Consider the following 14,375-nt stretch of genomic DNA (forward strand, 5'->3'; position numbering starts at 1 on the left):
CCAGCAAGGCAAACCTAATCCCGAGAACGCGTGCGCGCCCTGCGAGAACTATCTTGATGTCGAGAGAACTCTACACCGGGGCGACGTCGTCGCGTCGGACGAACACGGTGCGGACCAGCAGCCACGTCACCCAGAGCACCGCCGCGTACAGCGGCACGCCGAGGATGAGCTTCAGCCCGGCGAGCAGTTCGACCTGCGCCGTCAGGTACAGCGGGACCTCCACCGCGAGCCGGACCGCGAACAGCCCGACCCAGATCCAGGTGGCGACCGTCAGCACGCGGCGCTTCACCGGGTCGGCGCGCCAGTCGACGTGCGAGCCGTCCTCGTTCGCCGGCAGCAGGAAGCCGACGACGAGCCCGATGAGCGGCCAGCGGATCGCCAGCGTGATCAGCAGCCCGACGAGCCAGACGGCGTTGATGACGATCCCGGGGATGAAGTTGCTCTCCGCGCGGCCGGTGATGAGCGCGAGGCCGGCCGAGACCGCGACGCCGAGGATGCCCGCGAACGACATCGTCACCGACTGCCGCTGCAGCAGCCGGAGCACCACGAAGACCAGGCCGACCGCCACCGGGATCACGACGCTCGGCACGAGCTCCTTGGTGATCGCGTAGACGACCAGGAACGCGAACCCGGGCAGCACCGACTCGGCGAGCCCGCGCACCCCGCCGACCGCGCCGAGCAGCGCCCGGCCGGACGGTGCCTCACCGGGTGCCACGCGCGCGATGCCGGCGTTCTGCACGGCGTCGCGGAACTGCGCGGAGAAGGACGGCGGCACCGACGGCTCGGCCGCCGGTGCCGCAGCCGGCATCGCCGACGGCTCAGCCGCCGGTGCAGCGGGGTGGGAGCCAGCCGTCTCGGGTAGTGGGGTGTCGTCGTGGTCCGGCACCGTGCCTCCAGGCGGGGTTGGTCGTCAGTCGGTCAGATCGCGGTCTGCGTCGACTTGGGCATGTGCAGCGGGATGAGGTCGCGCGGCGGCATCGGCGTCGTGCCGCGCACGACGACGACGCTGCGGAACAGCTCCTCGATCTCGCTCGCGTCGTCGGGCTGCTCGGCGGCCTTGCCGGCGATCACGCCGCGCAGGAACCAGCGCGGGCCGTCGACGCCGACGAAGCGGGCAGGGCGGGAGCCGGCGGTGCCGCCGTCGCCGTCCACGGCGACCGGGACGGACGCGCGGAGCTCGGGACCGAACGGGCCGTCGACCTCGGTCACGACACCGCCCTGGCGCTCGATCTGCTCGGCGATCTGGGCGCGGATCTCGTGCCACAGGCCGGTGGACCGGGGCGCCGCGAACGGCTGGACCTGCAGCGTGGACTCGTCGTAGTCGAGCCCGACCGCGACGACGCGCTGCGAGCCCTCCTCGACCTCGAGGCGCAGGTGCAGGCCCTCGCGCGGGAGCACCTTCACCCCGCCCAGGTCGACGTAGGGGCGGACCAGGTTCGCCTCGGTCTCGTCGTGGGGGCCGTTCTCGGCCCGGTCCTCCGGAGCGGACTTGTCCGTCGGGGCGACCGCGTCGACCTCGTCGAGGTCCGCGTCGGCATCCGTCGCGATGTCGACCTCGGGGGACGTGTCCGCGACCTCGATGTCGTCGGTGACGGCGTCCGCCACCTCGACCTCGTCCCGCTTGCGTCGGCCGAACTTCATGCGCGCGTTCCTTCCTGAGCGTCTGCGGCGGCACCGGTCACGGCGTCGCTCCGGTCACCGTAGCCCGACGAGCCGAACCCGCCCTGTCCGCGGACGCTGTCCGGCAGGTCGTCGACCCGGGTGTAGGTCACCTGCGGCACCGGCATCACGATCAACTGGGCGATGCGGTCGCCGACGTGCACCTCGTACGGTTCCGTCTGGTCGGTGTTCAGCAGGGCGACCTTGATCTCCCCGCGGTAGCCGGAGTCGACGGTGCCGGGGCTGTTCACGATCGTGATGCCGTGCTTCGCCGCCAGGCCGCTCCGCGGGACCACGAACGCGGCGTACCCCTCGGGCAGCGCGATGCGCAGACCCGTGGCGGCCAGGTGTCGCTCCCCCGGCTGCAGCACGAAGGCCTCGGTGGAGACGAGATCGGCACCCGCGTCGCCGGGGTGGGCGTGGCCGGGAGCGTGCTCCCCGGTCCAGAGGACGTCGACTGGTTCGGTCACGTGACGAGGGTAGTGCAGCCGTGACCGTTCCGTGACCTCGCTCGCTCGTGATCGAATGGACCCGTGACCCTGTACCGCGAACGACTCTGGGCCCCGCCCGCCCTCTACCTGGCGACGGCGCTCGTCATCCCCGCCACCCTGCTCGTCTTCCTCCCCATCAGCGTCCTGGCCGGCGTCCTCGTGGCGATCGGGATGGAGCTCGGGGTCCTGGTCCTCCTGTGGGCACTCGCACCCACCATCGAGGTCACCGACACCGAGTTCCGCGCGGGCAAGGCCCACCTCCCCCGCACGCTCGTCGGCACGACCGAGGCGTTCGAGGGCGCAGCGGCCACCGAGCAGCGCGGGCCGGCACTCGACGCCCGCGCGTGGACGCTCTTCCGCGGCTACGTCCGCGGCGTCGTCAAGGTCGAGGTGCGCGACGACGCCGACCCGACGCCCTACTGGCTGGTCAGCGTCCGGCACCCCGGCAAGGTCGTCGAGGCGCTGCGGTCCTGACGAACCACGACCAACGGCCTGGAGGCGCGGCTCGGCCCCGCCTCGCAGCACACGACGAAGGCCCCGCATCCCTGGAGGATGCGGGGCCTTCGCTGATCGTTGCGTCTAGAGCGAAGCGCACTCCGCGCAGACCGGTCCGAGCTTCGACTCGTGGTCGAGCTGGGAGCGGTGCTTCACGAGGAAGCACTCGACGCAGGTGAACTCATCGACCTGCGGGGGCAGCACCACGACGTCGAGGTCGACGTCGCTGAGGTCCTGCCCGGCGAGTTCGAAACTGCCGGGGTTGTCGGAATCATCGTCGACGACCCCCGACATCTTGTCGGGAACGCGCTCCTTGAGGGCCTCGATCGACTCCGAGTCGGAGTTGTCGTCGGTCTTCCGGGGGGCGTCGTAATCGGTGGCCATGCCCATCCATTTCTCGTATCGAGAGGTCGTCGCCGGGTGATCGGCGGCGACAGTTTGCACCACGCCCCGCCAGAGCGCAAACCGAGTGCTGCGGCGGGTCGTGCTGGCTGTGCAACCCACGACCGGAACCGGACATTCCCGACACCCGTTGCCGGAGTGCCGCGTCCTCGCGATCGGCCGTGCGGATGTCCGCGGCACGCCCGTGCGCCTCCCCGGAAACCGCCCGTCGCCCCTGCATACTCACGGGGTACGACAGCAGGACCGTACGCGACGCTGGGAAGGCGGAACCATGCAAGACGTGAGAGTCATCGGAGTCGAGTCCGGCGCACTCCTCCTGGCGACCGACGGCGGCACCGAGTTCCGGTTGCCCGTCACGTCGTCGCTGGCAGGACAGGTGCGCCAGGCGAACCCCGACGCCGGTCCGCAGAAGCGGGTCTCCCCCAAGGACGTCCAGGCACGCATCCGTGGCGGCGCCGACGCCGCCGACGTGGCCGCCGCGCTCGACGTCGACGTCGAGTACGTCCGCCGCTTCGAGGGGCCGGTCCTCGCCGAGCGCGCCTTCATCCTCGACGCCTCGCACCGCGTGCCGGTCACCCCGGTCGACGACGAGTCCCCCGACACCTTCGGCCCCGCGATCACCGCGAAGCTCGAGGCCGGAGAGGCCACCGCGATCACCTGGGGCTCCTGGAAGCACCCGGAGAGCGGTTGGCAGGTCCGCGTCCGCTACACCGCGGGCGAGGTCGAGCACGACGCCCAGTGGCACTTCGACCCGAAGACCTCGACCCTCGCGCCGGACAACGGTGACGCCCACCGGCTGTCACACACCGACGACGAGGGCATCGCCCCGCGCCTGCGTGCGGTCGAGTTCGAACAGCAGGACGACGACGGCACCCGCTTCGACTCCGGCGCCTTCCGCGTCGACGAGCCGGAGCAGCCGGCCGCCGAGCCCGAGCCGTCCCAGCACGCGCCGCTCCGTGCACCGCTGCCCCGCATCGGTCAGGCCGCTGGAGAAGAGCGAGCTCCCGGCAACGAGACCGCCGACCTGCTCGAGGCGCTGCGCCGTCGCCGCGGTGAGCGCGAAGCAGCGTCCTTCGGCGAACAGCGCGACGAGCCCGCCCGCGGTACCTCCATCAGCGTCGTCGACATCCCGCTGCAGGGCTTCGAGGACGGCGGGGCGCACGACACCGCACCGCAGTCCGCCGACGCCCGTCCGGCGTCGGCGCCGGAGTCCGAGAGCCGTGGCGAACGCAAGAAGCGCAACCGCCGCTCGATGCCGAGCTGGGACGAGATCGTCTTCGGCACCCGTCCGGACGACGACCCCGCCTGATCCGCACGCCCGCCGACCGTCGGCGCAGACGTCCTAGAGGGCGAACGCGCCGGCGAGCCGGAGCGGCACGATCGTCTCCTCGTCGGTCATCGCGCCGTGCTGGCCGATCATGCGCTTCGGCGTCTCGTCCTCGCGCAGGGCACGGTCGTCGTTGAACGCCCACGAGCCGCGCGCCACGACGAGCACGTCACCGATGCGCGGCAGCACCTGGTCGGACACGTGCCCGAACCACCCGGCCTCGATCGCCTCGGCACGGCTGGCGACGTAGGCCTTCTTGCCGTAGCGCGCCCGGAACGCGCCGACGAGGGCGCGGACGTCGGTGCCCGGTGCGACGGTGAGCTGGCGGCAGCGCGGGTCGCCCGCGATGCCGACGACGTCGGTGAGCAGCAGCGGGTCGATGGCGATGTTCGCGTGGTCAGGCACGTCGAGCACACCGTGGTCCGCCGTCACCAGGACCCCGACGTCGTCGGCGCCGCGGGCGTCGAGCCGGGCGAGTTCCCCGTCGAGCAGCTCGAGGGCGGCCGTCCACCGGTCGGACTGCCAGCCGTACTTGTGCCCGATCGAGTCGAGCTCCGGCACGTACAGGTAGACGAGCGAGCGGCCGGTGGTGGTCTCGGCCAGTGCGGCGTCCACGCGCTGCGGAACGGTGTCCGCCGACACGTACCGAGCGCCGCCGAGCACGTTCGCGGTCATCCCGGACGAGCGGTACCGGTCCGGCCCGACGACGACGGGGTCGAGCCCGAGCTCCGCGGCCCGGGTGAACAGGGTCCGGGTCAGGAACCAGTCCGCGGGGACCTCGGTGTCCCAGCCGCCCAACAGGTTCATCACGGCACCGGTGTCCGGGTTCCAGCCGCTGTAGCCGACGACGCCGTGGGTGCCGGGCGAGCGGCCGGTGGTCAGGGTGCTCAGGGCGGCCGCGGTCGTCGTCGGGAACCCGCTCCGCAGCTTCTTCGCGGTGCCGGTGCCCTTCGCACCGGTCAACCAGCGAGCGTGCCCGGCGCGCGCCGCCAGCGCGGCGGAACCGAGGCCGTCGACCAGCACGACGATCGCCGAGCGGGCGGGGCGGAGGGTGATCCGGGCCTCCAGGCCGTCGTTCCGCAACCACGCGTCGTCCGCAGCGCCGAGCGCCACGAGGCAACTCGGGAAGACGTCGGCGAGGTTCGCGACGGCGTCGGGGGCCGTCGGTACGCTTGTTCCCATTCCACGAGTCTTCCAGACGACTCCGGTTCTCCAGAAAGGTGCCATGGCACGCACGGACGTAGTCGGCCTGCCCGACGGTGAGCGCATCGAGGACGTCGACGTCTCCGAGGAGATGCAGGGCTCCTTCCTCGAGTACGCGTACTCCGTCATCTACTCGCGGGCGCTGCCCGACGCCCGCGACGGCCTGAAGCCGGTGCAGCGTCGCATCCTGTACCAGATGGCCGAGATGGGGCTGCGGCCCGACCGCGGACACGTCAAGAGCGCCCGCGTCACGGGCGAGGTGATGGGCAAGCTGCACCCGCACGGCGACGGCGCGATCTACGACGCGTTGGTCCGCATGGCCCAGCCGTTCACGATGCGTGTGCCGCTCGTCGACGGCCACGGCAACTTCGGCTCCCTCGACGACGGTCCCGCAGCAGCCCGGTACACCGAGGCCCGGCTGGCCGAACCGTCGATGGCGATGACCGAGGGCCTGGGCGAGGACGTCGTCGACTTCGTCCCGAACTACGACAACCAGATCATGCAGCCGGGTGTCCTGCCGGCGGCGTTCCCGAACCTGCTCGTCAACGGCGCCTCCGGCATCGCGGTCGGCATGGCGACGAACATGGCGCCGCACAACCTCGGCGAAGTGGTCGAGGCCGCGAAGCACCTGCTCATGAACCCGCAGGCCAGCCTCGAAGAACTCATGGAGTTCGTGCCCGGCCCCGACCTGCCGTCCGGCGGCACGATCGTCGGGCTCTCCGGGGTCCGCGACGCCTACGCCACCGGCCGCGGCTCGTTCCGCACCCGCGCGAAGGTGAGCGTCGAGAACCTCACCCCGCGCAAGGTCGGGCTCGTCGTCACCGAGCTGCCCTACCTGGTCGGCCCCGAGCGTGTGATCGAGAAGATCAAGGACGGCGTCCAGTCCAAGAAGCTCGTCGGCATCTCCGACGTCAACGACCTGACCGACCGCAACCACGGGCTCCGGCTCGTCATCGGCATCAAGAGCGGGTTCAACCCCACCGCCGTGCTCGAGCAGCTGTACAAGCACACCCCGCTCGAGGACGGCTTCGGCATCAACAACGTCGCGCTGGTCGGCGGGTCGCCCCGCACCCTCGGGCTGCGCGAGCTGCTCGACGTCTACGTGCAGCACCGGCTCGACGTCGTCACCCGCCGGTCGCAGTACCGGTTGGCGCGGCGCAAGGAACGGCTGCACCTGGTCGAGGGCCTACTCATCGCGATCCTCGACATCGACGAGGTCATCCAGGTCATCCGCACCTCCGACGACTCCGAGGCGGCGCGCAACCGCCTGCGTGACGTCTTCGACCTGTCCGAGGTACAGGCGGAGTACATCCTCGAGCTGCGCCTGCGCCGCCTGACGAAGTTCTCGCGGATGGAGCTCGAGGCCGAGCGCGACCAGCTGCTCGCCGACATCGCCGCCCTCGAAGAACTGCTGGCGTCCGACGAGCGACTCCGCGCGCAGGTCGCCCTCGAGCTGACCGAGGTGTCCGACAGGTTCGCCACCCCGCGCCGCACGCTGCTCACCGAGGCCGACGCCCCGGTGAAGGGCGGTCGGAAGGCCGCGGTCGACCCGGAGTCCCTGCAGATCGCCGATTCCCCCTGCCGCGTGCTGCTCTCGACCACCGGACGGCTCATCCGGGTCGACATCCCGACGTCGGAGCTCGGCATCGTCCGCGTACCGAAGCGCTCGAAGCACGACGCCGTCCGCTCCGCCGTGGTGAGCACGGTGCGGGGGCAGATCGGCGCGATCACCTCGACCGGGCGGGTCCTCCGGCTCTCCCCCGTCGACGTCCCCGCCGTGCCGCCCGCGGCGGTCCGACTCGACGCCGGCGTCCGGGTCACCGACTTCCTGGCGCTCACCAAGGGCGAGACGGTCGTGGCGATCGTCGACCTGTCCGGCGCGTCGTCGGACTCGCTGGCGATCGGCACCGCACACGGCGTGGTGAAGCGCGTCGTGCCGGGTGCGTGGCCCGACAAGCCGGAGTTCGTCGCGATCGGCCTGAAGCCCGGCGACCACGTGGTCGGCGCGGCCCAGGCGCCGGAGTCGGACGACCTCGTGTTCATCAGCTCCAACGCGCAGCTGCTGCGGTTCCCGGCGTCCGTCGTCCGGGCGCAGGGGCTGCCCGCCGGTGGTGTGGCCGGCATGGCCCTCGCCGACGGCGCCTCGGTGATCTGGTTCGGCTCGGTCGCACGCTCCGACGACGCCGTGGTCGCCACGGTGTCCACCACCTCGACCGCGCTGCCCGGCACCGACGCCGGTCGCGCCAAGGTCTCCGCGCTGTCGGAGTTCCCGGCGAAGGGCCGTGCCACCCAGGGTGTCCGGGCGCACGCGTTCCTGAAGGGCGAGGACGGGCTCACAGTGGGATGGGCGGGCATCGCGCCGCCGCACGCCGTCGGCACCGACGGCGCTGCACGGACCCTGCCCGACTGGCTGTCGAAGCGTGACGGGTCGGGTGCCCCGCTCGAAGCGGTCATCGGCTCGATCGGCGGCAGCGCCGCGACGCTCGACGGCACCGCCGGCGAGGCGTAGGCGCGCGCCGGCGTCCGCCACCGGCCGTCCGCGACGGCGGCCCGCTGTCCGCGAGGTGTCGCGGACGCGGCGCCGTTTCGCGCTGAGCGACACCTCACGGACCGGCGGCCGCGTGGACTGTCGCTCAGCGCGTGACGTCGTGGCCTGGAGGCGCGGGGCGGCGCCGCCACGGGCCTCCCGTCCGCCGTCACAGTGTCGCGGACGCGGCGCTGTTTCGCGCTGAGCGACACCTCACGGACCGGCGGCCGCGTGGACTGTCGCTCAGCGCGTGAGCACGCCAGGCCGCTGCGCGGCCCGGGCGTGAAGGCGCGCTACGCGTCGATGCGGTCGCGGTCCAGGCCCTCGCCGGCCAGGATGAACTCCTTGCGCGGCGCCACGTCGTTGCCCATGAGCAGCTCGAACACCTTCGCGGCACCCTCGGCATGGGTCACGTTCACCCGGCGCAGCGTGCGGTGCGCGCGGTCCATCGTGGTCTCCGCCAGCTGGTCCGCGTCCATCTCGCCGAGGCCCTTGTACCGCTGGATCGGCTCCTGGTACTTCTTGCCCGTCTTCTCGAGCTTCTTCAGCACCGTCTGCAGCTCCTGTTCGGAGTACGTGTAGAGCGTGTCGTTCGGCTTGCCGCGGTTCACCACGACGACGCGGTGCAGCGGCGGCACGGCTGCGAAGACCCGGCCCTGCTCGATCATCGGCCGCATGTACCGGAAGAACAACGTGAGCAGCAGCGTGCGGATGTGGGCGCCGTCGACGTCGGCGTCCGACATGATGATGATCTTGCCGTAGCGGGCCTGGTCGATGTCGAACGTGCGGCCCGAACCGGCGCCGATGACCTGGATGATCGACGCGCACTCGACGTTCGAGAGCATGTCCGACACGGACGCCTTCTGCACGTTGAGGATCTTGCCGCGGATCGGCAGCAGCGCCTGGTACTCGCTGTTGCGGGCGAGCTTCGCGGTGCCCAGGGCCGAGTCACCCTCGACGATGAAGAGCTCCGTGCCCTCGGTCTCCTGCGAGCGGCAGTCGGCGAGCTTCGTGGGCAGCGAGGAGTTCTCGAGCGCGTTCTTGCGGCGTTGCGTCTCCTTGTGTGCCCGCGCCGAGATGCGGGTCTTCATCTCGGACACGACCTTCTCGAGCAGGGCCGCCGACTGTGCCTTCTCGGTGCGCTGCGTGGAGGTGAGGATCTCGGTGATGCGCTTCGACACCACCTGGTCGACGATCTTCCGGACCGCCGGGGTGCCGAGGATCTCCTTCGTCTGCCCCTCGAACTGCGGCTCGGGCAACCGCACGGTCAGCACGGCGGTCATGCCGGCGAGGACGTCGTCCTTGTCGAGCTTGTCCTGCCCGACCTTGAGCTTGCGGGCGTTCGCCTCGACCTGGGCGCGGACGGCCTTGACGACGCCCGACTCGAAGCCGGCCTGGTGGGTGCCGCCCTTCGGCGTCGCGATGATGTTGACGAAGCTGCGGAACACGGTCTCGTAGCCACTGCCCCAGCGGAGCGCCAGGTCGACCTCGCACTCGCGCTCGACCGAGGTGGAGACCATGTGGCCCTTGTCGTCGAGCATCGGCACGGTCTCGGTGAAGGTGCCGGTCCCCTGCACGCGCCAGACGTCGGTGAGCGGGCTGTCGACGGCGAGGTGCTCGACGAACTCGCCGATCCCGCCCTCGTACCGGAAGCGCTCCACCACCGGCCCGGCGGCCACGGTGGTGCCCGTCGCCTCGGCCCGGGCGGCTGCGGCGTCGATCGACGCCGCGCGCTCGTCGGTGATGGTGATGCCGAGCCCGGGCACGAGGAACGCGGTCTGCCGTGCACGGGTCACCAGGTCGTCGGTGCTGAAGCGGGCGTCGGCGGTGAAGATCTGGCGGTCCGCCCAGTAGCGGATCCGGGAGCCGGTGACGCCCTTCTTGACCTTGCCGACGACGCGCAGCTCGCTGCCCGAGGTGAAGGGCGCGAACGGTGCGTCCGGGCCGATGCCCTTGCTGTCGTCGAAGGTGCCGGGCTCGCCCCGGTGGAACGACATGGCGTAGGTCTTGCCGCCCCGGTCGACCTCGACGTCGAGGCGCTCCGACAGCGCGTTCACGACCGAGGCGCCGACGCCGTGCAGGCCGCCCGAGGCCGCGTAGGACCCCGAGCCGAACTTGCCGCCGGCGTGCAGCTTGGTGAACACGACCTCGACCCCGGTCAGGCCGGTCTTCGGTTCGACGTCGACGGGGATGCCCCGGGCGGTGTCCCGGACCTCGACCGAGCCGTCGGCGTGCAGGACGACACCGATCTCGTCACCGTGTCCCGCGAGGGCTTCGTCGACCGAGTTGTCGATGATCTCCCACAGGCAGTGCATGAGGCCCCGCGAGTCCGTCGAGCCGATGTACATGCCCGGCCGCTTCCGGACCGCCTCGAGCCCTTCGAGGACGGAGAGATGGCGTGCGGAGTAGTCGGAGCTCACCGTCGGAGTTTACCGAGCGGCACCGACAGCACCGTGTGGACACTCGCACTGGGGCCAAGCGATCCGCGCTGAGCGAAACAGGCCCCGACAATGCGTCGCTCTCAGGGATCACGTGTTGAAATGGTGCAACCACCCGGCACCACCTGCGATCCGTGAGGAGCACAGCAATGACCCAGACCGTGCAGGACCCCTCCATCGACGAAGTCAGCAACCACCAGCTGACCGCCGCCGACCGTTGCGACAGCTGCGGGGCGCAGGCCTACATCCGAGCCACCATGTCGAGCGGCGAGCTCTACTTCTGCGCCCACCACGGCGCCGAGTTCAAGGACAAGCTCGCGGCGACCGCCATCGAGTGGCACGACGAGAGCAGCCGACTCTACGAGTCGAAGTAGTCGCGACCGACACACGGACAGGAGGCGCGGTGCCAGCTGGCACCGCGCCTCCTGTCTTTGCGTGGTCGCGTTCGACGTCCGCAGCGAGCGGCCGTCAGGCGATGCGCTTGAACGCCTTGTCGACGTAGCGGTCGACGGTGGCGCGCGCTTCGCGGGCGTAGCGGTCGATCGTCGCCGTCTGCTCCGCGTCCGGCGCGTACTCGCGGCCCAGCCGCGCGGTCGCTGCGGCGAGCACACCGTCGGTCAACTGCGGGTTGAGCGGCAGGACCGGGCCCTGGGTGTGCGTGCCGAAGGAGTTCCCGACGATCGCGCCCTCGACCGGGGAGCCGGCCTGGTTGCCGCCGCCGGAGACGACATCGGCGAAGGGCGTGATCCCGGCTGCGAGCTCGATGCGGGTCGCGTGGTCCTCGAAGCCCGCCAGGCGGTTCGAGGCTCCGGCGAGCAGCGGGTACCGGGTCTCGAGCACGAAGTAGTTCACACGGCGCTCGGCACCGCGGACGGCACGGGCGTCGAACACCCCGAAGCCCGCGACCGGCACGCCCTCGGTCGGCACGACCTCGTTCGTCGCGAGGTCGAACCCACCGCCGACGGCGAGCACCGGAACACCCTCGGTCGCGAACGCACGGAGCGTTCCGCCGATGCGTGTGACGTCGTCGCCCAGGGAACGCATCGCGCTGAGCGGTCCGTTGCCGATCACGACGACGTCCGCCGTGGTCGGAAGCTCGTCACCGGGCGCGTACTCGAGGACCTGTGTCTCGATGCCCGCGGCGGCCGCACGGCGGACCAGGGCCGCGACGTTGCCACGGTCGCCCGAGACGCCCATCTGCCGGGGGTAGACGTGCAGGATGGTCAACCGGTCGGCCGTCATGCGGTCTTCTCCATGTCCGGGTGGCCGAGGGCCTTGCGGGCGATCATCATGATCTCGTAGTTGACGATGAAGTTCTTCGTCCCGCGGGTCGTCGAGCCGAGCTGCTCCATGTGCTTGATCGCTGCTTCGACGTCGGGCTCGACCCGGCCGATGCGGACACCGGCGTGCTCGAGCGCGATCGCGATCTGCCACGCCTTGTCGCCGGAGACGACGTCCACGTGGTCGAGCTTCGAGAAGTCGATGTCGTAGATCCAGGAGATGTCGGGCGTGCCCTCGTCGATCGCCATGAGGACCTGTTCGGGCTGGTCCGGCAGGGCGTCGAGGTTGAGCTGCAGGCTCGCGGCGTTCTTGAACATCGTGAACTCGGCGGACTCACCCGCGATGGGGAGTCGCTCGCCACGGCCGTACGCGGGCTTCATCGTGCCGAAGGCCTTGGTCACGGCGTCGGCGCGGAACTGCGCGCCGAGGGCCGCACTCGCCGTCGCGGTGGCCGCGGCGGCGTCGACCGCGTAGTGCAGGCCGCGGGCGGGCAGCCGGACCGGGATCTCGGCACCGTCGAAGCGGATCGTCGCGCCGTCGCCCGTGTGGGCCACGACCTCGGCGTCGGCGGTGTGCTGGGCACGGTCGCCGGCGTCGAACGAGTCGGCGTTCTGCAGGCCGTTCGGCGCCGCGGCGATGACCTCGTCGCTCGCACCGAACCGCAGGACGCGCTGCCCGGGGGTGCCCGTGTAGCCGTCGAGGAACTGGTCGTCGTGGTTCGTGATGATGTTCGCCGTCGACAGAGCGGCGGTGTCGAGCATCATCGTCGCCACGCGCTCGGTCTCGAAGAACCGGTACAGCTGGTCGACCTGCACGTTGAGCATCGTCACCGTCGAGGGCGACAGGATGCCGGCGAGCTCGACGGCGAAGGCCTCGTCGACCTCGAGGATGCCGATGTCGGCCTTGAGCCGGCCGGTCAGCGAGACCTCGGACAGCAGGGCCGACGCGATGCCCTGCGGCAGGTTGGCGCCGGACGGGTTCGTGAAGACCCGCAACCCGTGGGCCCGGACGATGTCGGAGATCATGTGCGTCGTCGTCGACTTGCCGTTCGAGCCGAGCACGAAGACGACGCCGTTCGGGAACTGCTTCGTCACGTGCTGCAGGAAGTCCGGCACGAGCTTGAGCACGATGTACCCGGGGTAGGCGGACCCGCCGCCCCGCGCACGGGCGAGGGCGCGGAGGATCCGCCCGATCAGGATCGGGATGAAGAAGCGCATGCCGGCTTACTCGAGGTAGTCGCGCAGCGACTGCGACCGCGAGGGGTGGCGGAGCTTCGCCATCGTCTTGGACTCGATCTGACGGATGCGCTCACGCGTCACGCCGAACGTGTCACCGATCTGGTCGAGCGTCTTCGGCTGGCCGTCACCGAGGCCGAAGCGCATGCGGATGACGCCCGCCTCGCGCTCGGACAGGGAGTCGAGCAGGCTCTCGAGCTGCTTCTGCAGCATCGTGAAGCCCACCGCGTCGGCCGGTACGACCGCCTCGGTGTCTTCGATGAGGTCACCGAACTCCGAGTCGCCGTCCTCGCCCAGGGGCGTGTGCAGCGAGATCGGCTCGCGGCCGTACTTCTGCACCTCGACGACCTTCTCCGGGGTCATGTCGAGCTCGCGGGCGAGCTCTTCCGGAGTGGGTTCGCGACCGAGGTCCTGCAGCATCTGCCGCTGGACGCGGGCGAGCTTGTTGATGACCTCGACCATGTGCACCGGGATGCGGATGGTGCGGGCCTGGTCGGCCATGGCGCGGGTGATGGCCTGACGGATCCACCACGTCGCGTAGGTCGAGAACTTGAAGCCCTTGGTGTAGTCGAACTTCTCGACCGCACGGATCAGACCCAGGTTGCCCTCCTGGATGAGGTCCAGGAACTGCATGCCACGACCGGTGTACCGCTTCGCGAGCGAGACGACCAGGCGGAGGTTCGCGCCGAGCAGGTGCGACTTCGCACGCTGTCCGTCTCGCGCGACCCAGCGCAGTTCACGCTCGGCGGGCTTCGAGAGCCCCGTCGCGTGCTGCAGCTTGTCCTCGGCGAACAGGCCGGCCTCGATGCGCATCGCGAGCTCGACCTCCTGCTCGGCGTTGAGCAGGGCGACCTTGCCGATCTGCTTCAGGTAGTCCTTCACCGGGTCGGCGGTGGCACCCGTGATGGTCGTCGAGTAGACCGGCGCCTCGTCGTCGTCGGTCTGCGAGATGACGAGCGCACCGGCGGCGACCGCTGCAGCGGCGTCCGGCTTGGCCGTCTTGTCGTCGGTGTCGTCGGCCTCGTCGGTCGGCTCCTCGACGGGCTCGTCGGAGGCGATCGCCTCGTCGACGGCGTCGGTCTTCTTCGCCTTGGGCGCCGCCTTCTTGGCGGGCGCCTTCTTGGCGGGGGCCTTCGTGGCGCGCTTCTTCGGCGCTGCGGTGCCCTCGGTGTCCGTGGCGTCCTCTGCCACAGCGCCCTCGGGCTCGGTGTCCTTCGTGGGATCGATCGTCGTGCTCCGGGCAGCCATGCGATCACCTCTCTCGTCGTGCCACGTTCGTGGGGTCGTGGCCTCCCTCGCCGCCCAGGTCCCGCGCCG

At 70.8% G+C, this 14,375-nt stretch carries 13 protein-coding genes; 4 read left to right on the top strand and 9 right to left on the bottom strand.

The window, feature by feature from the left end; all coding sequences use genetic code 11:
- Positions 1 to 70: 70 nt before the first annotated feature.
- From DEI85_RS08940 to dut, 3 genes are all read right to left on the bottom strand, one after another.
- On the bottom strand, positions 71 to 808 hold the full coding sequence (locus tag DEI85_RS08940; protein ID WP_258370337.1) for a DUF3159 domain-containing protein: 738 nt from the start codon (positions 806 to 808) through the stop codon (positions 71 to 73).
- Between the two features lie 110 nt (positions 809 to 918).
- Positions 919 to 1,641 carry a DUF3710 domain-containing protein gene (locus tag DEI85_RS08945; protein WP_232536646.1) on the bottom strand — a complete coding sequence of 241 codons (723 nt, stop codon included), beginning with the start codon at positions 1,639 to 1,641 and terminating at the stop codon, positions 919 to 921.
- Complete coding sequence (dut, locus tag DEI85_RS08950) at positions 1,638 to 2,129, bottom strand: dUTP diphosphatase (protein ID WP_071403948.1); 492 nt, start codon at positions 2,127 to 2,129, stop codon at positions 1,638 to 1,640. Before dut ends, DEI85_RS08945 begins: the two co-directional genes overlap by 4 nt.
- Positions 2,130 to 2,192: 63 nt before the next feature.
- Between dut and DEI85_RS08955 the strand changes: the two genes are divergently transcribed.
- Positions 2,193 to 2,624, top strand: coding sequence for a DUF3093 domain-containing protein (locus DEI85_RS08955; RefSeq protein WP_110859581.1), 432 nt, complete (start codon positions 2,193 to 2,195; stop codon positions 2,622 to 2,624).
- Between the two features lie 105 nt (positions 2,625 to 2,729).
- Here the strand turns inward: DEI85_RS08955 and DEI85_RS08960 are convergent, their stop codons facing one another.
- On the bottom strand, positions 2,730 to 3,029 hold the full coding sequence (locus DEI85_RS08960; protein WP_017886098.1) for a DUF4193 domain-containing protein: 300 nt from the start codon (positions 3,027 to 3,029) through the stop codon (positions 2,730 to 2,732).
- A gap of 298 nt (positions 3,030 to 3,327) precedes the next feature.
- On the opposite strand from DEI85_RS08960, the gene sepH reads away from it, so the two are divergent.
- The gene (gene sepH, locus DEI85_RS08965) at positions 3,328 to 4,356 is read left to right on the top strand and encodes a septation protein SepH (RefSeq protein ID WP_181420029.1); all 1,029 of its coding nucleotides are present in this window, start codon (positions 3,328 to 3,330) and stop codon (positions 4,354 to 4,356) included.
- 33 nt (positions 4,357 to 4,389) lie between these two features.
- Here the strand turns inward: sepH and DEI85_RS08970 are convergent, their stop codons facing one another.
- Positions 4,390 to 5,556 (bottom strand): alkaline phosphatase family protein, encoded by a 1,167-nt coding sequence (locus DEI85_RS08970; RefSeq protein WP_181420028.1) that lies wholly within the window; start codon positions 5,554 to 5,556, stop codon positions 4,390 to 4,392.
- Between the two features lie 43 nt (positions 5,557 to 5,599).
- Between DEI85_RS08970 and DEI85_RS08975 the strand changes: the two genes are divergently transcribed.
- Positions 5,600 to 8,086: a DNA gyrase/topoisomerase IV subunit A gene (locus tag DEI85_RS08975; RefSeq protein WP_110859579.1), complete on the top strand. Its 2,487-nt coding sequence runs from the start codon at positions 5,600 to 5,602 to the stop codon at positions 8,084 to 8,086.
- Positions 8,087 to 8,397: 311 nt separating this feature from the next.
- On the opposite strand, the gene DEI85_RS08980 is transcribed toward DEI85_RS08975, so the two are convergent.
- Positions 8,398 to 10,524: a DNA gyrase/topoisomerase IV subunit B gene (locus tag DEI85_RS08980; RefSeq protein ID WP_110859578.1), complete on the bottom strand. Its 2,127-nt coding sequence runs from the start codon at positions 10,522 to 10,524 to the stop codon at positions 8,398 to 8,400.
- 167 nt (positions 10,525 to 10,691) lie between these two features.
- Here DEI85_RS08980 and DEI85_RS08985 point away from each other — a divergent pair, with 167 nt between their 5' ends.
- Positions 10,692 to 10,916 (top strand): DUF7455 domain-containing protein, encoded by a 225-nt coding sequence (locus DEI85_RS08985; RefSeq protein WP_017886093.1) that lies wholly within the window; start codon positions 10,692 to 10,694, stop codon positions 10,914 to 10,916.
- Between the two features lie 94 nt (positions 10,917 to 11,010).
- On the opposite strand, the gene DEI85_RS08990 is transcribed toward DEI85_RS08985, so the two are convergent.
- From DEI85_RS08990 to DEI85_RS09000, 3 genes are read right to left on the bottom strand one after another with little or no spacing between them, the layout of a single operon-like run.
- Positions 11,011 to 11,784, bottom strand: a complete 774-nt coding sequence (locus tag DEI85_RS08990) for a type 1 glutamine amidotransferase (RefSeq protein WP_110859577.1) — start codon at positions 11,782 to 11,784, stop codon at positions 11,011 to 11,013.
- Positions 11,781 to 13,040 carry a MurT ligase domain-containing protein gene (locus DEI85_RS08995; RefSeq protein WP_110859576.1) on the bottom strand — a complete coding sequence of 420 codons (1,260 nt, stop codon included), beginning with the start codon at positions 13,038 to 13,040 and terminating at the stop codon, positions 11,781 to 11,783. Before DEI85_RS08995 ends, DEI85_RS08990 begins: the two co-directional genes overlap by 4 nt.
- 6 nt (positions 13,041 to 13,046) lie before the next feature.
- Positions 13,047 to 14,306, bottom strand: coding sequence for an RNA polymerase sigma factor (locus DEI85_RS09000; protein WP_027465462.1), 1,260 nt, complete (start codon positions 14,304 to 14,306; stop codon positions 13,047 to 13,049).
- Between the last annotated feature and the right edge of the window lie 69 nt (positions 14,307 to 14,375).

Origin of the sequence: Curtobacterium sp. MCBD17_026 (genome assembly GCF_003234895.2) — a bacterium.
Lineage (GTDB): Bacteria > Actinomycetota > Actinomycetes > Actinomycetales > Microbacteriaceae > Curtobacterium > Curtobacterium flaccumfaciens.